General features: G+C 49.7%; 18 protein-coding genes. 2 read left to right on the top strand and 16 right to left on the bottom strand.

Going from position 1 to position 19,804, the window contains the following annotated elements; translation table 11 throughout:
• The first annotated feature begins 371 nt into the window (after positions 1 to 371).
• Positions 372 to 1,484 carry a mechanosensitive ion channel family protein gene (locus Afil_RS04960; protein ID WP_230267445.1) on the top strand — a complete coding sequence of 371 codons (1,113 nt, stop codon included), beginning with the start codon at positions 372 to 374 and terminating at the stop codon, positions 1,482 to 1,484.
• Positions 1,485 to 1,901: 417 nt separating this feature from the next.
• Here Afil_RS04960 and Afil_RS04955 read toward each other — a convergent pair whose 3' ends face one another.
• Positions 1,902 to 2,840 (bottom strand): hypothetical protein, encoded by a 939-nt coding sequence (locus Afil_RS04955; RefSeq protein ID WP_230267444.1) that lies wholly within the window; start codon positions 2,838 to 2,840, stop codon positions 1,902 to 1,904.
• Positions 2,841 to 3,162: 322 nt separating this feature from the next.
• Here Afil_RS04955 and Afil_RS04950 point away from each other — a divergent pair, with 322 nt between their 5' ends.
• Positions 3,163 to 3,729, top strand: coding sequence for a DUF1836 domain-containing protein (locus Afil_RS04950; protein WP_230267443.1), 567 nt, complete (start codon positions 3,163 to 3,165; stop codon positions 3,727 to 3,729).
• Between the two features lie 208 nt (positions 3,730 to 3,937).
• On the opposite strand, the gene Afil_RS04945 is transcribed toward Afil_RS04950, so the two are convergent.
• The 15 genes from Afil_RS04945 to Afil_RS04875 all read right to left on the bottom strand — a co-directional run bounded on the left by Afil_RS04945 (position 3,938) and on the right by Afil_RS04875 (position 19,757).
• Positions 3,938 to 4,690: a type 1 glutamine amidotransferase gene (locus tag Afil_RS04945; protein WP_230267442.1), complete on the bottom strand. Its 753-nt coding sequence runs from the start codon at positions 4,688 to 4,690 to the stop codon at positions 3,938 to 3,940.
• Positions 4,687 to 6,003, bottom strand: coding sequence for a MurT ligase domain-containing protein (locus Afil_RS04940; RefSeq protein WP_230267440.1), 1,317 nt, complete (start codon positions 6,001 to 6,003; stop codon positions 4,687 to 4,689). Before Afil_RS04940 ends, Afil_RS04945 begins: the two co-directional genes overlap by 4 nt.
• 123 nt (positions 6,004 to 6,126) lie before the next feature.
• On the bottom strand, positions 6,127 to 7,056 hold the full coding sequence (locus tag Afil_RS04935) for a patatin-like phospholipase family protein (protein WP_230267439.1): 930 nt from the start codon (positions 7,054 to 7,056) through the stop codon (positions 6,127 to 6,129).
• Between the two features lie 453 nt (positions 7,057 to 7,509).
• The gene (locus Afil_RS04930; protein ID WP_230267437.1) at positions 7,510 to 7,845 is read right to left on the bottom strand and encodes a PTS sugar transporter subunit IIA; all 336 of its coding nucleotides are present in this window, start codon (positions 7,843 to 7,845) and stop codon (positions 7,510 to 7,512) included.
• A 114-nt stretch (positions 7,846 to 7,959) separates the two neighbouring features.
• Complete coding sequence (locus Afil_RS04925) at positions 7,960 to 8,673, bottom strand: GntR family transcriptional regulator (RefSeq protein WP_230267435.1); 714 nt, start codon at positions 8,671 to 8,673, stop codon at positions 7,960 to 7,962.
• A gap of 710 nt (positions 8,674 to 9,383) precedes the next feature.
• On the bottom strand, positions 9,384 to 10,568 hold the full coding sequence (locus Afil_RS04920; protein WP_230267434.1) for an exonuclease domain-containing protein: 1,185 nt from the start codon (positions 10,566 to 10,568) through the stop codon (positions 9,384 to 9,386).
• A 225-nt stretch (positions 10,569 to 10,793) separates the two neighbouring features.
• Positions 10,794 to 11,246, bottom strand: coding sequence for a DUF3284 domain-containing protein (locus Afil_RS04915; RefSeq protein ID WP_230267433.1), 453 nt, complete (start codon positions 11,244 to 11,246; stop codon positions 10,794 to 10,796).
• Between the two features lie 33 nt (positions 11,247 to 11,279).
• Entirely contained in the window at positions 11,280 to 11,858 is a 579-nt protein-coding gene (locus Afil_RS04910) for a hypothetical protein (RefSeq protein WP_230267432.1), read from the bottom strand.
• A gap of 245 nt (positions 11,859 to 12,103) precedes the next feature.
• Positions 12,104 to 12,721, bottom strand: a complete 618-nt coding sequence (locus Afil_RS04905; protein ID WP_230267431.1) for a TetR/AcrR family transcriptional regulator — start codon at positions 12,719 to 12,721, stop codon at positions 12,104 to 12,106.
• The gene (locus Afil_RS04900; protein ID WP_230267429.1) at positions 12,718 to 13,284 is read right to left on the bottom strand and encodes a TetR/AcrR family transcriptional regulator; all 567 of its coding nucleotides are present in this window, start codon (positions 13,282 to 13,284) and stop codon (positions 12,718 to 12,720) included. The genes Afil_RS04905 and Afil_RS04900 overlap by 4 nt, the downstream gene beginning before the upstream one ends.
• Before the next feature lie 407 nt (positions 13,285 to 13,691).
• Complete coding sequence (locus Afil_RS04895) at positions 13,692 to 14,546, bottom strand: Mrp/NBP35 family ATP-binding protein (RefSeq protein WP_230267428.1); 855 nt, start codon at positions 14,544 to 14,546, stop codon at positions 13,692 to 13,694.
• A gap of 204 nt (positions 14,547 to 14,750) precedes the next feature.
• Complete coding sequence (locus Afil_RS04890; RefSeq protein ID WP_230267426.1) at positions 14,751 to 15,980, bottom strand: tyrosine-type recombinase/integrase; 1,230 nt, start codon at positions 15,978 to 15,980, stop codon at positions 14,751 to 14,753.
• Positions 15,964 to 16,857 (bottom strand): tRNA1(Val) (adenine(37)-N6)-methyltransferase, encoded by an 894-nt coding sequence (locus Afil_RS04885; protein WP_230267424.1) that lies wholly within the window; start codon positions 16,855 to 16,857, stop codon positions 15,964 to 15,966. The genes Afil_RS04890 and Afil_RS04885 overlap by 17 nt, the downstream gene beginning before the upstream one ends.
• Entirely contained in the window at positions 16,850 to 18,124 is a 1,275-nt protein-coding gene (gene dinB / locus Afil_RS04880; RefSeq protein ID WP_230267422.1) for a DNA polymerase IV, read from the bottom strand. The genes Afil_RS04885 and dinB overlap by 8 nt, the downstream gene beginning before the upstream one ends.
• Positions 18,117 to 19,757: a DNA repair protein RecN gene (locus Afil_RS04875; RefSeq protein ID WP_230267421.1), complete on the bottom strand. Its 1,641-nt coding sequence runs from the start codon at positions 19,755 to 19,757 to the stop codon at positions 18,117 to 18,119. The genes dinB and Afil_RS04875 overlap by 8 nt, the downstream gene beginning before the upstream one ends.
• Positions 19,758 to 19,804: the final 47 nt, after the last annotated feature.

Raw genomic sequence — 19,804 nt, 5'->3', positions numbered from 1 at the left:
GTTAATCGTAGTTATGGTCATTGAGCCAGGGGAAAATTAAAAAGAGAGCCTCGGAAAAAGGCTCTCTGATGGGATGAAATTTCAAAAACGAGCGATTTGTATAGTTAAGCTCATTGGGAAAGTTCTATTTCATTACTTCAACCATAGAATCATCCTGTCAAGACCATAAACGTGTAAACCGAAAAAATCTTCGAATCTTTCAAATAAACTCAATCCTTGTCCTTGTTTCTCCCATGGCGCACTGATCCGCTGCAGCAAAATCCACTCGATCTTTCCCACGTACAATTATTCTCCTCCAATCAGGGGTAAACGGGCAGGCAGAAGGGAATTTTTTGCGGGGATTCTAAAATGGAAGAGTAAGGGGGCATTTTATGAAAATCAACTGGTCCGCCGATCTGATTCATTTTCTTCAGACGGCCTGGATTCCCATTGTGGAAGTGACGGCTGGCATTCTGATCGGACCGCGCGTGAAAAAGATGATCGTGAAAGCCGCAGATAAGTCGCAGGATAAGGGGCTGATGACGTTTCTGGGCTCTACAGCCAATATAGCGATCATCGCTTTATCGTTCATTATGGCTGCCGAAGCTTTAGGTATTAAAGTATCGAGCATTGTCTCGCTCGTATCGGCTTTAGGTCTTGGCGTTGCACTTGCCTTAAAAGGCAATATGGCCAATGTTGCGGGTGGCATTCAGATTCTGGTGACAAAACCGTTTAAAATCGGGGACTACATTCAGGTGGCCGGCCATCGCGGGTATGTCACGACTATTGAACTCATGTTTACAACGATTCGTACCGACAATCAGAAAGAGGCGGTTATCCCGAACGCCACCATTGTAGAAGATACGATCACAAACTATACCAAATATCCATATGTACGTGTAAAAGTACCCTTCTCCGTCGCGGTTGGCAACGATATGACAAAAATCCGCACGGAGGCGCTGGAACTGATGAAGCAGAATACGCTTCTGGAAAAAAGCCAGCCCTGCTACATTACCGTTCGGGAGATTTCTTCCGGCTATGTGACCATGGAAGCCATTGGCTACGTCCAGGTAAAGGACCATGAACTTTGCAGCCATCAGCTGGCTGAAACGTTTGCGCTCAATCTTTCGATCTATAAGCCGCAGCACGCTTCCATAGAAGAAGTCGAACTCGTTCACAAAGAGAAAGAGACGGAAGAACAAAGCGATAAGACCGATTCCAAAGCAAGTGAAACCTTCAGTCCAGAAACGCAATTCGAAACGCGTCCAGAGCTGCATCCAGAGACAGTATCTTACGCGACTGTAGAAAAGAAGGCATCTTCTGCATCCTCCGCTTCTTCTGCCGCTGCAGTCTCCTGCAGCGGCGCGCCCATTGGCCAGTCCGCTGCTTCTCTGAAATCAGGCAAATCAAAGTCAGGCAGCAAATCGCAAAATGGATCGGGGCCCTCTTCCTCTTTGTCCGCAGCCGGAAGCAGCTCCAGCGACGAAACGAAACCCGGCAACTGAACCGATCGGCCAAACGAACTGAACCGATCTTTTCTCCAATATAACCGCTTAACCCTCTTCGAAATTCAGGAAGAGGGTTAATTTTTTTGGCAAAAAGAAAAGACTCCGCCTTCTTAGCCGGGATGATTCCGGAATCGAACAGGAGTCCTGATGCGTGAGCCATTGCGCTCGCGCGCCGACTCGTGAGGGATAATGGGCAGAAGAATGAGGGACTTCTTCTATCCGGTCTGTAACAGCGCCGCAAAGTGGTCAGCCATTGCGGCCAGATTTTCATCTGTTCTGTTTACGTGTTTCATTGTAAAAAGAAGCCGTATGCATGCCAATTTGAACGCTTGAATCGTTTTGGGCAGTCCATAAAAAAAACAGGGAGGACTCCCTGCTTTTTATAGATCATTTGTGATGGAGAAATCTCTGGACTTAGTAGTCGACTTTGAGAATCTGTCGATAGCCTAAAGACGGCGAATTGATATTGACGGTAATTCCATTGTGGAGTTTGGACGCGAAATCTGGAACGGAATCCGGCGCTTCAAAGAGAATCGAAGCAGAAACTTCCTGCTGCGGTCCGAGATAGAACAGCTCATAGCCGTACGACTGTGCGCGAATGCTTTCGGTTTTTGCCGGCAGACCTTTATCGGTAAACGCGTACTGTTCGATCTGCTCCTGACTCATTGCCCGGAGCTCGTCGGCGTTGGCCATACCGGAGAAATCGTAGCCGTCGATCGTGCAGATCGGGGAAAGATACGGAACAACCAGGCGCTGATCCGTTTTATTGCGGTAGTTAATTTTCAAGCCTTCGATGATCGACTTTCCGTTTTCATAACGATAGGAAAGCTGTGATGCATCCACATCAAATTCGTAATATTCATCTTCATAAATCGTGAATTTCTTTTCATCGGAATTCTTGATTTTGGAATCATCGATTTTACGGATGCTTGTGGACGAGAACGGAAGGAAAGTATCATCCTTTTCGATGTAAAGACCAAGGTTTCGATCTGACGTTTTGGGAACGCCGATATAGCCGTAAATGTACGTCGACAGGCCTGGCTGAACATCGTTGGTAACGATCGTCTTGAACTGATCGATCGGATTGATCGTTTTGAAGTCATTGCTGTTTTTCGCCCGCAGCGAATACACCAGGTTGCTCATGTGATAGACGGAATCGGAATTATTGTCTACGCCGGCCAGAAAGTAGAAAAAGACTGTATTGGCCGACTTGTTATCGACTTCGAGCACATCTACCATGGAAAGGGTTACCCCCTCCTGAAGCTGTGCGCTCGAAGCGCCCTGTTCCTTCGAACAGGCTGCCGCGCTGTAAGCCAGTAAAAAAGCCATCAGCAGTTTTATCCATTTTTTCATAAAAATCACCATCCGTATTGTAAGGGTTCCTGTCATTGGGCTCAACCGCACCGGGTTTTATAACACAATTGTACACATTATCCTGCTCTTTCTTCCCACACCCGAAGGTCTTATGGCAGCCTGAAGGCGGGTTTCGTGACTTTTTCAGAATTTCTTTCCCGATTCAAAGACGCTTCCTTTTTCCCATTCGATGCGATTTTTGGGGGAAAGACGACAAGAAAGGGGTATTTCCTTTCCAGAATCCCAACGTCTTTCAGGGGAATTGTGCCGCTCTCTATCAAAACCAGCCGGCCCTTGTTTAGATTTTTGATAAACTGAGACTATGACTGACAACGAATCAAAAGAAAAGCTCGATCAGATCGCCCGCAATCTGGCGACCTATCAGGGACCGCGCTTTGCCGAATTCCCGAATGTACCGCTGTACATGGATCAGGTCGTGGAACTGCTCAACCGCTGGCTCGATCCGCTCTATTTCAACCAGAAGCCGGGATGCATCACTTCCAGCATGATCAATAATTACGTGAAAAACTCCATCGTTCATCCCCCGCTGAAAAAACGCTACAAAGCGTATCATCTGGCCTATCTGTATGTAGTCATGATTCTCAAGCAGTGCTTTACGCTGCAGGAGATCGCCTCCCTGATTACGATTTATACCGAAATTAGTTCAAGCGACCGCTTCTCTCATGACTTTGACTGTTTCGTGCGCGTCTTTGAAATCCTTCTGCACAATGTGATGGAGGGCGGCGATACGGCCGTGGAAATTTTCGATGAGCCTTCCTGGCAGCAGACGCTCATGGTGGATGTGATCCGCGCGGCGGTATGCCGGTTGTACGGAACGTATCAGATTTACCGCTTCAATATGGAAAACGAGGAGAATCCATCCAAATAGGGCGCCGGTCCGTATACAGACTTCCAATCGCCCCGTTCCTATTTATCGGCTATACAAAAAGCTGTGTCCTCTCATCACAGCTTTCCAGAGAATCGGCTGGCAGATCTGCCTGCAGCCGGCATTTGGAAAGCCAAAATGGATAAGAACACAGCTTTTATTATGGATATCGAAAAAATGAGGACTGGCTTTTCTACGCTCTGGATCGGAGCTATGCGTCCAGTTCCTGCAGACCGAATCGGTCGAGCAGAGCTTTTCGGGCTTCCGCTTCCCAGGGATTATCGAGCTCAGCCAGATCGCTGAGGGTAAATCCTGGATGGGTTCGGGCAATCGCTTTGGCCAGAACAAAATCGGCGAGCCGGCCGTTTTTGGGCAGAAGCGGACCGTGCAGATACGTTCCGAGAATTCGGCCGTCGTAATAGCCTTCAAAGCCCGCATTGAACGCATTTCCGCTTCCCTTTACGACTTTGCCTAATGGGGAGGTGACATTCAGGGTCTGGCCGCCGTGATTTTCAAATCCGATCAGACGCAGTGTCTGTCCATCGAGATCGGCATCGATCACGATATTGCCGATGCAGCGGCTCTTCCCTTTTCCGGTTTCTGTATACAGATCGAGAATCTGCAGACCGGGAATCTTATTGTGATCGGCGGTCTCATAATACTGACCAAACAGCTGGTAGCCGCCGCAGATCAGAAGGAAAAAGGTACCGCCATCAAGTGCTTTTAAAATGTTTTCCTTCCGCGCCAGCAAATCCGGAATCAGCGCCATCTGCTCCCTGTCTGCGCCGCCGCCCATGAAGACCAGATCAAACGCGGATAAATCCGCTTTTTGACCAATCCCGACGGTCGTTACCTCGAGATCGATGCCGCGCGATTTTGCGCGGCTCTGCAGGGTCATGATATTGCCCTTGTCTCCATACAGGTCCATGATGTCGTGATACATCCATGCGCATTTCAGTTTCATAGCGACATCTCCTTTTCAATGGCTTTGCGGCTTTCGAGCAGTGCCGTATACGTGGCCATGACGTACACCACATCCGCTGCCTGCAGTCCCTGCGCTGCGGCCTGTTCGAGATTGTGCTCGATCGACATGTCTCCGGTATAGCCGCCAAAGTACATGCGCAGCGCCATATCCCCTGCACGAAGTCCGGTGCAGATGACTTTTTTCGTCTGATCGTTCATGAACTTTTCAAACTGGGTGTCGTAAATCCAGGAAACGTCGGTGCCATCCTGTTCCCGGTCGTTTAAGACGATAACGATGGATTTCTCACGGTCGTCTTTTTCGATGACCTTCATGACTTCGTTGGCTCCGGTCGGGTTTTTGACCAGGTTCAGAATGACGCTCTTGCCGTTCTTTTCGAATTTTTCATTCCGTCCAGCCGGCTGCGGAGCGCTTCTGGCCATGGCATCAAACGCATCAGCACTTACGCCAAACGCCTGACTGGCCGCCAGTACGCCGGCATAGTTGTACATCGAATACAGGCCCTCATACGGTCCTTTGTGCTTCTTGTTTTCAAACACAAAAGACTGATCGTCCAGATTGATATCTTGCAGTTCGACATCGAGCTCTGGCGTTTTAAAGCCGCACTTTGGACAGTGAAATGAGCCGATATGGGAATACTGATAAAAATCGTATTCGAGACGCTCGCCGCAGACCGGGCAGAATTTGCCTTCGCTCGCTTCGTTTGTCGTCTTTTTGGAATAGGCGTTTTCGGCCAGACCAAAATAGACGGCTTTGGCTTTCGGAGCCTTGAGCGCGAGACGGACAGTATTCGGGTCATTGCCGTTTAAAACGAGCAGGCCCTGGTATTCGGGAAGAACGCCTTCAATCGAATCAATCAGCTGCTCCATTTCTCTGGCGCGATCGAGCTGGTCGCGAAAGAAGTTATTGACGACCAGCGCTTTTACCGGAAGGACCGGGAGAACGTGGCGGATATTGAGTTCATCCACTTCCAGAACGACAGCATCCGCATCGATTTCCCCGTTCATTTTCGCCGCCTGCAAAAGTGCCGAAGTAATGCCGGCTTTCAGGTTGTCGCCCTTGCGGTTGGTGACGACTTTGCGCCCGGCTTTTTCAAAGACGGACGATAACATGTTCGCCGTCGAGGTTTTTCCATTCGTGCCGGTCACAAGAATGACCGGTCCGCGAAACTTCAGTCTGGAAAGCGAGTTCGGATCGATTTTCAGTGCGATCGATCCCGGCATGGATCCACCCCGTCCAATCAGAGACAGCAGTCCGGCCGACGTCTTCGCTCCCAGAATGGAGAGTCTGCTCATACGTGTTCAGCTCCTTTATAAAATCCTCTTGCATTAGACCGCTTTTGGGGCCGGTCTGCAGGAATAGAGGATGGATAGAATTTTACATCAATTTCCAGATTCGTTTTGCGAATAGGGTTTCCTCTATTTTACCGGATCTTCCTGCAGGAACGCTTCAATCTTTGCCGCGTCCGCAACGCCTTCTTTATAGAGGGCGTCGATGGCTTCCGGTGTTCCCATAAGAGACTCTACATGATGGAGCGTTTCGGGAGAAAGGATGAGCGCTTTCCCCTGCTCTTCCAGCTCTCTGGCTTTTCGCATCGACGCATTATTGACGTGCGGACGCTTCTTGAGCGCATCAAGCACAGCGGGAAAATGCGTTCCATAGCGGGTGTAAGCCAGAAGACGATTCATTGGGCTTTCCGATTCGTCTTCTTCGATATTGGACGCTTTGCGCGGAAGCAGAATGACGATCTTCTCTGCCCCCATTTCCAGCGCCTTATCGACTGGAATCGGATCCGAAACGGTACCGTCACAACACGGAACGCCAAAGGCTGTATAGGCATGACAGATCAGCGGGACAGCGCAGGACGCCTTGAAAATGGAATACTCATCCTGCGTAAGGTGTTTCTTTGTAAAGTATGCTGGCCGCCCGCTCAGCGCGTTCGTCGCTACGGTAATCAGTTTGGCGGGATTTTGAAGAAGAGCCGGCGCATCGAGCGGATATTCGCCGTCGGAATTGCTTAAGTCCGAATAGATGTAGTCCAGATCAAAAAACGATTTTCGAAAAATGAAGTTTTGCAGGGAAGCATATTCTTTTCGAAACGAATAGTCGTGATAGTACGTGTACGTTCGTGTTTTCTGTCCGGCAATATAAGTCGCCAGGTTGGCTGCGCCGGCGGAAACGCCGATGTTCAGCTCGGCCATGATTCCGCGATCAAGAAGACCGTCCAGAACGCCGGCAGCATACACACCGCGCAGTCCTCCGCCCACATCAATCAGGCAAAGGCCTTTACAGAGGGTGTATTCCGGCAATTTTGAAGGGATAGCAGGGGTAAGATGAAACGATTGCATGTACGCTCCTTTGAAATGAGTCTGCTTTTTTCTCACGCAGCCGCTTTTCAAAAAGAAAGTCCTCTGCCGGCTCAGCCTAAGCCCCTTTCGTTGGGCTGCCACGATTTTCGGGACAAAAAGAAAAGAGCCCTGCAGGCGGGTGCGTGAAAAGAGTACGGGATGGAAAAAGCACTGCCTTTCTTGTTCGTTTTCTATAGTAACAGGATAGTCGAGTGTCTTACCCCTGCGCCGCCTGCAGGAGCATTCGACACTTGCGCCGATCTGTCGAAAAGCAGAGGCAAACGATTTGAGGATTCTGTATAAACTTCTGAGCTGTCGGCATTCATGACTGCATTCTTACTGAGTTTGCCTAAAATTTCTAGCTTTACCCCCTTTTTGAATCAGAAGAGAAAAGAAAATGTCGCAGAAGAACCAGACTGCTGCGACGTATCAGAGAGAGATCAATAGTCTTGTTTAGTCCATCTCGCTCCAGGAAGAACGGATCTGAAGCCTTGCGTACAGATCCAGCAGTTCGCTGACAAACAGACGGAAAGTTTCGGCGGTCATCATCTGATCTTCGGCATGCATCAGAAGCAGACTGAATTCATACCGGGCTCCGCCGGCTTCCTTGGAAAGCAGACGGGAATGAGCTTTCTGTGCTTCGAGAAGCGCTTCATCCCCCGCTTCCATCGTATGTTCTGCCTGGGCAAACCGGCCATCCTTGGCTTCTTTAAGAGCACTCATGTAAAACGTCTTGGCGCTTCCGCTTGATGCGATCATTTCAAAGCAGATCTGTTCGAATTCATTCATGGCGAATCCTCATCTTCCTTTTTCGCTCGTTAAGCAAAACGATCATGCAAAACACATGATCGTCGGATTTCAAATCATCAATTCTTTACAAAAGAACAATATCAGCCAGATCGTCTATCTGCGAATGGAGTAGACGGAGAAACGGAAAAGATCGTAGCGGTGTCTGGAAATGGAATATTCAAAAGGTACGCCATTATCCAGAAAAGCGATCTGCTCCACTACAAGAACCGGTTCCACTTCGGAAAGGCCGAGTTCCTTATGGTCTGTCTCATTGGAAATATCCGCGCTGGTCGTTTTCTGCGCAGCGCCGATCCGAAGGCCTAAATCGTTTTCGATATACGAATAGATCGAATGGTTCAGGATGTCGAGAGTCAGGCCTGGAATTACAGCCGGAGACATATACGTCTGTTCAATTACGTAGGGGCGATCATTGAGCAGACGGACACGGCAAATATCATAAACGGGATCATTCACATGGATGTTCAGGGCCTTGGCGATCTTTTCCGTGGCGAACATCAGCTGGAAACGAAGGACTTTGGAGGTTCCTTCTCCATTGGTTGCCTTAGTAAATCCAACGAGTTCTCTCTCCTGGATTTCTACTTCCGGACGATTGATTTTACTGGAAAGAACAAAGCTTCCCTGTCCCTGCTTGCGATAGATCAGTCCTTCCATCACCAGCATGTCATAGGCTTTTTTTACGGTCATGCGGGAACAGCCAAAGTTCTGGCAGACCGTTTTTTCATCCGGAATCTGAGCGCCTACTTCGTATTCTCCACTTAAAATACGGCCTTTAACATCCTCATAAATCATCATGTACTTTTTTTTCATAGCGGTTACCTTTTCACAGATTTCGTCATATTGCTATAAGTAGTATACCCATCATTTGATTTCCTACAAAGGGTTCTGGTGAAGGAAACTCATATTATTTATAAGTTAAACACATATTGGATAGAATTATCTTGTATGAATATATGTCTAGTCAAATAGTAGGATTATTTGACAGCGGGTATTCTGTCCATTTATAACGGACAAATGTATTTAATTGAAAGACGATTTGAAATTTAACAGCAGAAATAGTGTTGCTATTGAAACGTTTCAAAACCATTAAATATGACACGAATATTCAGAAATACAATTTATTTGTCTGTCAAATTCAGATTACGCGTGTCATTAAACAGCATCGAAAAAAGCCAATGAGAATTGTAAATTAAGCAACAGGTTACGCAATATTGCTTCTGCCATTTTCAATGAATTCGGACGATTTTCCTTTAAAATTCCGTTGATTCAGGCGATTTTTACGTATTTTGAAACATGAGTCGGTTGCATGTTTCAAAAATTATCAGCATTCACAGGTCTCAATGCTCCATCAAATCCAGCGGCAGGATTTCCGGCGGATCTGTTCTTTTCTTCCCCTGACGAAAGAAAGGGAGCGGGCTGTAAAGCACCGTTCCCATAGTCTTGGTACGCTTATCGAAAAACTGTATGAATTGAAAAGACAGGAAAAGAAAATTTGAAGAAAATCCCCAGAAAAAATCCGCTCAGCGCGAAACTGTCCCTTTGGTCTGACTGGCGCGCTCTTTGTTTCGCCGTTTGAGCATCGTCCGAAAACCAGATCCGCTCTCTTCTTTTCGTCTTGCCGGTTTTGCATTCTGCTTTTTTGATGCAGAAGCGAGGCTGACTTTTGCGGCAGGCATCTGCGGATCCGTCGCTCCACCTGGATTGTGTACCCGAACCTGTTCCTTGAGCTTACGGCTGGATCTGGCTTTCTGCTTTTCAAGCTTGGATGTCTGCATCTGAATGATTTTCTGCTGGACGCCTTTTAAGCCGTACCAGTTCACCCCATGACCCTGCAGCAGCTTAATGCCGCGGTTTAAAACCCGAATGGCATCGTATTGCATGTTCAATCCTTCGTAGGTCTGGGCAAGCCGCATGTAAACCGAGGGAGCGAGCGATTCTTTGGCGATGGCGAGTTCATAGTTGAAAATGATGCCTTCATAATCCTGGGCACGAAACGCCTGATCGCCTCTGGCCTTGGCTTTCTTTTTCGAGATCTGCGCATTTTCCCCGTTTTGAGAAATCTGCCGGCGCGTATACGTCAGAAACTGACTCATCTGATTGCGGGACGGCTTATGCGAGGGTTTTGGCGGTTTTGGCCGATATTCCGGGATCGGCTTGATAAAGGGCATCAGATCCATATCGAAATAGCGGTACATGTACTTCAGAATTTCAAAGCAGACGTTGACGTCGCTTTCCGGATTGTGATGATCGATTTCAATGCCAAGACGCTCGGCAATATGGTTGAGGCGCAGATCCCCTTTTTTCTGCTTTTTGCGGTAGTAAAACTGCTCCATGATATCCATCGTATCGATGTAGTAGGAAGCGTGGATTTTTTCATGGAAGCGGGAGAGATCCTTATTGATGACGCACATGTCGCTGTTCGTATTGTGAGCGACGAGAATATACGGCTCTTCAAAATAGCGGCCGTAGTCTTTCCAGTATTCTTCCAGCGAACGGGCGTTTAGAACGTCCTTGCGCAAAATGTGGTGAATCTGAATGTTCTGTGCGGAAAAGAACGTTTTCGGATTGATCAGTTCGGTATGGCGTTCCGTTTCCTTATGATTTTCCACAACGATGATGCTGATGGCACAAATACAGTCATTGTTCAGGTTTGGAATTTCCACGTCCACAAACGTGAATTTTCCTGGATAGGGGAAATCTTGCATAGGCCATCCTCCAAATTCTAATCTTTACTGGTCATCCGGCTGCTCCATTGGACAGGCAGCTGAACCGCCTTCCCGTTCCAGCGGCGATCGTTATTTAGTACAGCAGGCAGAAAAAGCCATAAACCGTCTGAAACATCCACAGGTTCTGTCCTCATTCTACGCGTTGGCATTGTGTTCTTTTTAGAATCACGCTCACGAAAGCCAGAAAGCAGGACAAAGGTCCGACTAGCGTTTCTGATCGCGATTTGCTTTAGTCAGGTCCGCATTCAGGCTTGAGAGCATGGCGGCCAGCCGGGCAATCCGCCGCCGCTTTTCCAGGCGGGCTTTCAGTCCTTCTTTCTCACCGGAAAAATCGTTGGATTCCACCGTCTGGCGAATGGTGAGCTTCGTACTGGATCCGTCCGCGTCCAGACGATAGTCATTGGAGATTTTCTGTCCTTCGAGCAGGGTGACCAGTTTAAAGGACTCTCCACGAACCGCCTGCAGTATGCGCAGACGCAAAACGGGCCCTCTTCGATCGTCAAGCAGACGGGTTTTCAGAGCATAGCCGGACGTCAGATCTTCCGGTTCGATGCGTACGCCATACTGCTCCGAGATCTGACGGGCAATTTTTTCCATGAGAAAATCGTAGAGGACATCGCCGGGCGTTTCAAAAATACGGGTGACTTCTACTTGCATGCGTTCTCCTTTGCCTGTATCGTTCTGTCTTTTCTATTGTTTCGTTTCCGCCTTATCGGGCATTCCTGTTTTCTGGTCTGCCGATGGAAGAGATGTCTGTCCGCCTTCAATCAGAGCGAGCGCCTGTCTGAACGCTTCCGGACTGGCCACGCGAAAAATGAGTGTCGTCTTTTCCTTTTTTACGCTCAGGCGTTCCCCGTTCTGGCGCAGTTCAAGACGATTCAGCGGATAGGAAAAGGCGAAATCCTCATCCAGACAGGTCAGGCTCTGATCGGTCAGATAAATAATGTGCACTTTCGCCCCTTCATAATCGACACGCATCGCATCCGCCCAGTACAGGGTTTCTCCAGGTTTGCATTTCAGAGCGCTGCGATACGCCGGAATCTCGCCTCTGGCCAGTGCATCCTTGGCACCCTGCGGCAAAACGGATGGCAGCGCTTCGGATTTTTGCCGATTGCCTGCATAGCGATAGAGATACCAGCCAAGAAGGACGAGCGTAACGGCCAGCGCGATCGGGCTGGACGAAGACTGGCGGGTACATAAAATGGCACTTACAGCGGCGGCAAGAATAAGGAGCCAGAAGAGCAGAGTTTTTTTCAGAGGCGTTTTCATATACGACAAATCTTAGCACGATTTAAGCGAACTGTGTTCCCTCCTCTGATTCCTTTTGCGCAGTTCCTTCCCGCTTCTGGACTGACCGCTTCTCTGATTCAAACCGATTCGTCTGGAGCTGTCTGTACCTGTACCCGTCGCAGTCTGAGACCACATGCAGGTCCCTCTTGGCAGAAAACTCCTGAAACCGTGAAAGGAGGGAAAGCAAAATAAAAAGCCCCGGGATTCCGTCGGGCTGAATCCAGTCAGCTCGGCTCAGAAATGCGCGGGGCACAATACGACGGGTTTGGATCGATAAACGGCTCATGAAAGCCGAGAAGATCGCTCGACCACTGGCAGAAGACGCCCTGCAAGTCGAAACTTCCTTCCTGACTGGCCCAGACGATGCAAAGGCCATCGTTGATCTGCATGAGCAGAGACGCGAGCGACATCGGATCCTGGCGGGATTCGATCGCGTTTTCTTCCTGCAGCTGTCGAATGCATTCTGCGGCCAGATCCAGCCATTTTTCATAGTCCACATGATAGATGTCCGGATTTTGAAGGATGTAATTGGAATAGACCGCATACAGTTCCGGACCCATCCTGTTCGCAATCTGATGAAAGCAGGAGAAGAGCTTAGGAAAAGCAGCGCGCGGACCCTTTTCTTCCAGAATCTGCCGGGCTTCGGGCAAAGCATTCACGCTCTGTTCGTTGAACCAGTGGATGAGAATCATTTCCTTGCGGCCGATCCGGTTATAAAACGTCGGTTTGGTCACATGGATCCGCGCGCAGATTTCTTCCACCGAAACTTTCTCATAGCCTTTTTCCTTGAACAGGGCGATACCGGCGGCAATCAGGGCCGCTCTTTTTTCTTCCATTTTCATACAGTCGCCTCCCCATTGCGACGAAGCAGCGCATGAAGTCCTTCATGCATCTCTTCAAACGTACCTTCGATCTGCGAAACCGAAAACTGCATGCAAAGGCCGATAAGCCAGCTGCCCACAATCTGCGTCAGCTGCAGAGGGTCAATCGTGCTGAGAATCTGTTTCGCATTTTGTGCATCGAGAACAGCATCCACAATCGAGTTTTTCCATTCGGGACTGATGATGATTTCAAAAACCGGCCGCTCCAGTGAGACCGCCAGCAGATCGCTCAGTATCTTCTTGCCTGAAAGCAGAAGCCGCGCGTAAAGCTTGTCGCAAAGGGCTTCAATTTTTTCCAAAGCGCCAAGCGGCGATTTGGCAATTTGATGAATTTCCTTTTCGTCAAGACAGAACACGTTGACGAGAAGATCGGATTTCGTCAGTCTGGCCGCGTAAAACGTCGGTTTGGAGATTCCGGCCTGATCGCAGATTTCATCGATCGTAACCGCCTGATAGCCCTTTTTCAAAAACAGGGCTTTTGAAATTTCGCAAATATGGCGGCGGTCCGCCTTTTTCTTTCTCATAAGTATCGCTCCCTTCTGTCGGGCAATGTTTAAAGCGATTCTCCTTCTGTGTTTTTCAGAGTGAATGGTGGATGAGAAAAATTTATCAGAGTGATGCGCGAACAACTCAAAGAATGCCTGATCTGTTTCGCAATGGTTTACAGGAATATCGATTGCGCCGGACTCAATCTGTTTTGTAAACGATATTGTCTTTTCTGTGAATCAATTTTATCCAAAATAAGAGCTCCATCCCAAGACTGCTTTTCTGAGTCGTCCCGAATTTACCCAAATATATGCATATTTCCCAAATAAATTTAGATGAAACATCAATGTTGCCTATTCTCACAATCGTTGCTTTCCTGCGCCTGCACCATAAAAAAAGACCGGTACGTCCTGAGGCACAGGACATACCGGAAAGAGGCGGAAACTTACTTTTCGAGCTTTTCGAGATCTTCGCAGAGTTCCTTAGCGAACTCGACAAAGAGCGCTTTGACTTCATCCATCTGCGCGATGGTAAAGGTATCAAAATCATTCGTACGGCGCAGCAGATCATCGGTCGGCAGCATCGCGTACATCTTGACTTCTTCAAGGCCTTCCATGCCGACAAACTTGCCGTTTTCATCGGTCGAATAGAAATTGATGCGTTCATTGCAGTGCGGGCAGTTCATGTAGGCCATGTTTTCAACCATGCCCAGTACGGGGATATTCATCTTTTTGCACATGCGAACAGCTTTCGTAACGATCATGGAAACCATCGGCTGCGGCGTGGTGACCATAACGACACCGGTTACCGGCAGCTCCTGCAAAATCGTCAGCGCAGTATCGCCGGTTCCTGGCGGCATGTCGATCAGAAGTACATCGAGATCGCCCCAGATGACGTCCGTATAAAACTGCTTCAGCATATTGGAAACGATCGGACCTCTCCATACGACTGGATCGCCTTCGTTGGCCATCATGTAGTTTAAGGACATCGTCTTGATATGATCGCTCGTTTCTACCGGCAGAACGAAGTTCTCGGCATTGGCGTACGCCTGTTCATCCTGCAGATCGAACAGACGCGGAATGGACGGTCCAGTCACATCGGCATCCATGATACCTACCGATTTGCCCATGGCAGCCAGCGCGCGTGCGAGCATAACCGTCACGGTGGATTTGCCTACACCGCCTTTTCCGGACATGATCGGAACAATGGCTTTGATATGATTAGCCGGATTGGGCTGCAGTCCGCAGCTTTCCGGATTTTTTGAACAGTTACCTTTTGAAGGGCATCCTTCACAACTCATGCTTATTCCTCCCGGCCAGATTGGCCTTTTCAAAATAGAAAAGAGAAAGACTCTTTTCTGGTCGGCCTGTGCGGCCGGCTTTTTCATTTTGCCACGATTTCATACTTCTGTCTCTATTCTTCGATTTAGCCCGTCCGTGAGGCTGAGCGTATAGGGCTTCGATCGTACAAAAGGACACACATTTTTTCAAAAGTACTCCATCGTCTATTGTTTCGACGCCTTTTCGGCTTTCTTTCGCTGCGCTCTCGAAAGCCGTCTGCGCTCATGAACTTCCTGACTCGCCGGTTCGATCGAAGAGGATACATCCGTACTGGAGATCGATTTTGCATCCGACACAGATGACTCCAGCCGATCGGCTCGTTCTTTTGGTTCAGACACGTTTTGTGAAAGCGATGGAGCGTCTTTCTCCGCGACCGTTCCTTCTTCCTGTCCATCCGCAATCCCGCCAAGGGTGCCGAAATCGGGCAGCGCCTGATCGTACGTACTGAGCAGGCGGTTTGTATCAATATGGGTGTAAATCTGGGTGGTCGAAATATCGCTGTGTCCAAGCAGTTCCTGGAGCGAGCGCAAATCGCTTTCGTGCTCCATCAGTCTTGTCGCAAAGGAATGGCGAAGCGTATGCGGACTCGAAGAAGGCGGAAGACTGCCCTGAATTGACGCTTTCTTAACCAGACGATAGACGTACTGCCGGTTGAGCTTTTCGCCTTTGAGCGAAACGAAGAAAAACTTGCGCATGCCGGCTTTGGGATCCCGTACGCGCTTTCGGTATTCGTCCATCTGAGTGCAAAGCGAATCGGGCAGCGGAATGACCCGCTCCTTTCTTCCCTTTCCAATGACGCGAAGCAGCTTCTGATCGAGACGGACGTTCCGCTCTTCGAGCGTGCACAGTTCACTGACACGCAGTCCGCAGCAGTACAGCGTCATCAGAATCGTTTTATCCAGTATGCCCTTATCGTCGGCTTCAAAGATTTCGAGCGTCTTTTCAAATTCTTCGGCGCTCACCCACAGCGGCAAAGCCCGGCTTAAATGCGGCGCGCGCAGCGTCATAGCCGGATCGGGCTGATCGAGACGAAGCGACAAATAGGAATAAAACGAACGAAGCGTCGAACAAAGACGCGCGATGGAAGAAGGGGCATAACCGGAGGCAAGTCCGTCGATGACGCTCTGCATTTCGCTGGTATTCAGATTCAGCAGGGAAAGTTCTCCTTGCCTGCATTCTTCAAAAAAGAGGCGCAGATCATTTTTCTGCGCCTGAATGGAAGACTGAGAAAGCATGCGTCCGCCGGCTGCCTGTGAAAAGTAGTCGGAAACGATCGACTCGAGCATCGGATCCATCGGCTTTGAAGAAGCCGATGTCAGAGAAGACTGCATAAGATCTTCATCCGCGGGATTTTTATCCAGGCGTTCTTCGGTCGATTTATTGCTTTCCGTCATTTTCCTCGCCTTCCTTTCTGACCATACAGGTACCGTCCGTACTTTCTGGATTGATCTCTGCGCCGCCAGCCGATCCATTCAGATCGTGAGTCCGGAAATATTCTTCCATCGTTTTCGGACGGCACGTTCCATCATAAAGAAGAGCCGTTTCCAGTACGGGATCAACAAAGCGATCCAGCACGGCTTCGACCAGGACGGCACACGGCTGAAACGTTCGAATATCGTAGGCGGTCTGCAGACGGGAAATGGAAAAACGGTTTTCCTTCAATAATGCAAAAATCTCGGTAAGCCGGGAAGGACGATGGACAAAGCAGAACCGCCCGCCCGATTTCAAATGGCGTCTGGCACTTTCAATCATCGTCTTCAGATTCAGATCGCCTTCTACGCGAGCAATTTCCCGTGAAGTAAGGGGTCGTACGGCCTGCTCAGGAGACGGGGCAAAATAGGGCGGATTGCAAAGGACCAGATCGAACTCTCCCGCATTCAGATCCAGAATGGAACCGTTTCGAATTTCAAACGAAGACGTTTTCGAAAAAAGCTTCATGTTGATCTGCGCGAGCTTTGCGGCGCTTTCCTGCAGTTCCACGCCGCAAAGGAAGGCAGGATTTTCCTGGGAAATATACGCAAGAATGGCTCCGTTGTTGCAGCCGATTTCAAGCACTTTGCGATTGCGGATTTTGGAAACGAACAATGCAAGCGCAGCACTGTCGCTGTTGATGCAAAACTGCGTGCGGTTCTGGATCAGGCGGTTATAGGGGGCCAGAAAATAATCCAGTGCAAAATTTGCTTCGCTGCGCAGAAAGTGCAGCTCGTCCTGATTCAGACGCTCTTTCTGCGCAGCGGAAAGCAGATCGAGAATGGGCGGCCGTTTACGCATACGCGTTCTCCGAAGCCGCAGGCGCGGCTGTCTTTTCCTCATCCGGATTGGCTTTCGGAGATTTGGCATCCGCCTTGTCGCTGCTTTTTTCTTCTTCCTTTTTTCGCATGAGATCGCCAAGCGTCATGAGCTTTCCGCCCGTTTCTTCATTAGACAGCGAGCGGTTTAAGGACTCAAGCAGATGATCGGGCGCGCCGGCGTCGAAATCAAAGAGCGTCGGCTGAAACAGCATCTGTTCTTCATTGGCCAGCGAACCGACGGTTACTCCGATATGCCGGTAGCCGACGGGATCAAACTCCTTCTGGAGCAGACCGCTGACGGCTTCGTACAAAATGATCGGATCGTTCGTATAGCCGGAAAGCTTTTTCGAGCGCACCTTATTGCGAAAGTGAATATCGCGCAAAACGAGCGAAACCTGCGCGCCGCGCTGATTTTTCTTTTTCATGCTTTCCGCCAGCTCGTACACGAGCGTACGACACTGGCTCTGCAGATCTTCGAGCGAGTACAGATCCGACAGAAATGTCCGGGAATGTGAAATGGATTTGCGCGAGCTCGAGAAGACGAGCTGGTCGCTCGACTGCCCATGAATTCGCGCCTTCATTTCCGGCCAGGAATTTTTGAAAATCTGCGCACAGAGCGCTTCGTTTTCCGGATCCGCCAGATCGCCGATTGTTGTAATGCCCGCTTCCTGCAGCTTTGGGACGGTTTTCGTTCCGATGCCAATGCACGTTTCCACGCCAAGCGGGTAAAGCTTGGCCGGGATATCGCGTTTTCGAATAACGGAAAGGCCCATCGGCTTGCGCAGATCGGAAGCCATTTTTGCCAGGAAGCGCGTCGGCGCCACGCCGATCGAACACTTCAGACCCAGCTTTTCATAAACGGCACGCTGAATGGCGACGGCCAGATCGAGCGGTCTTGGATACTTCGTAATGACATCGGTCGCATCGACGAAACACTCATCAATGGAAAGAATTTCCATGCGCGGACAGTACTGACGGATGAGCGCGAAAAACTGACCGGACAGCTTGCGGTAGTATTCCCCGTCGGGCGGAAGCAAAACCAGTTCCGGACACATTTCCTTCGCCTGCAGGACCGGCATGGCGGAATGCAGACCGGCCTGACGGGCGATGTAATTGCAGGTGCTCAGAACGCCGCGCGAAGAATTGCCGCCAATGCCAAGCGGCTTTCCCTTCAGTTCGGGATGGCGCAGTTCTTCGGCGAAGGCAAAGAAGGCGTTGAGATCGATATGAAAAAGCACTCTAGCCATGGCGTACCCGTCTGGCGAGCTCTTTCATGCTCGAAACGCCGGCTTCATCGGCGTTGCCGCTGGCCATGATGGCCAGCTCTTTAAAATGATCTTCTTGAGACAGTTCGCTCACCTGGGTTGTCGTAATCGTTCCGTCGGTCGATTTGGAGACGCAGTAGTGATCGTCCGCCCATACGGCAACGGACGGAAGATGGGTAATGCAGAGTACCTGATAGTCTTTGGCCAGCGCATGCATTTTCGATCCCATCGCCAGTGCGACTTTTCCGGAAACGCCGGTATCGATTTCGTCGAACACCAGGGTTCCGATGCCATCTTCGGCCTGGAACACGACTTTCAGCGCCAGCATCAGTCGGGACAGCTCACCGCCGCTGGCCGAAGCTTTTAACGGGGAAGGAGCCTGGCCGGGGTTCATGGACGCGTAAAACTCCACTGCATCCATACCATCGCTTGACGGCTGCTTTTTATCGAAATGAATGTCGAACACGCAGTGCTCGAGCATCAGATCCCGCGCGTGCTTTTCCACCAGTTCCTTCAGTGCAGGAACGACCGCCTTGCGCGCCTGATGCAGCAATGACGCCTGCTTCGTGTATTCGCTCATGACATGGCGGCGTTCTTTTTCCAGACGTTCAAAGACATCCTGACGATGCAGAATCTGATCGATCTGCTCTTCCATATCTTTAGCGGCTTTGGTCATCGACTCGTACGTGCCGCCGTTTTCCCGGAAGAGATCCTTAATGAGAAACAGACGTTCCTGCATTTTGTCGAGATGGCCTTCCTGCATCATCGTTTCGTTTTTTACATCGGATACCCGCTCAAACAGATCCTGGACTTCAAAAGCCAGATCGGTCAGACGGGTTCCGAATTCTTCTTCAGTCTGATGATTTTTCAGGCAGCCGGCCGCTTCGACGAGCAGATCCTGAATGCCGCCTTCCTTGCGGTAGAGATAGAGCGCTTCGGACATCGAGTCAAACGCGTCCTGAATCTGTTCGGCTTTGGCGATTTTCTGTTCTAAAGCTTCGAGTTCGCCTTCCTTGATTTTCGCGTTCTGAATGGCGTTGAGCCGTGTGGTCAGATAATCGAGACGATCCTGCGAAAACGTTTCGTTTTTGAGCTTGCGAATTTTGGCAGAAACCGCACGCAGACGCGAATAGGCGGCGCGGGTCTGTGCCAGCCGCTCCTCATTTTTTGCAAAGCGGTCCAGCATTTCCAGCTGCAAAGCTGGATCCATCAGCCGGATGGTATCCATCTGGGAATGGATGTCGACCATGCGGGAGACAATTTTGGCGACAAAGCTGTTCGTGGTGGTCCGGGAATTGAGAAGCATGCGACTTTTTCCCGAAGCGCTGACGATGCGGGTAATGATGATCGTATCTTCGACATCAAATCCGTTTTCCTCGAGCATCTGGCATACTTCTTTAGACGGGTTGGAAAGGACCATCTGCAAAATGGCCTTGTCCTTTCCCTTACGGACGACGCCTTTTCCGATGCGTTCGCCGGAAATCGCCTGAATGGCATCAATGAGCAGCGATTTACCGGCACCGGTTTCGCCGGTGATGACCGACATGTTCTGATCAAAATCGATCTGAGCCTGATCAAAGAGGATGTAATCCTGGACTGTCAGCTGTTCAATCATGGTGATCCCTCTTTCTAAATGATTTTGTTCTTTGGAAATACTTTCGT

Origin of the sequence: Allobaculum fili (genome assembly GCF_020969955.1) — a bacterium.
GTDB classification, from domain to species: domain Bacteria; phylum Bacillota_I; class Bacilli_A; order Erysipelotrichales; family Erysipelotrichaceae; genus Allobaculum; species Allobaculum fili.
This window is presented reverse-complemented; position numbering and strand designations above follow the sequence as displayed.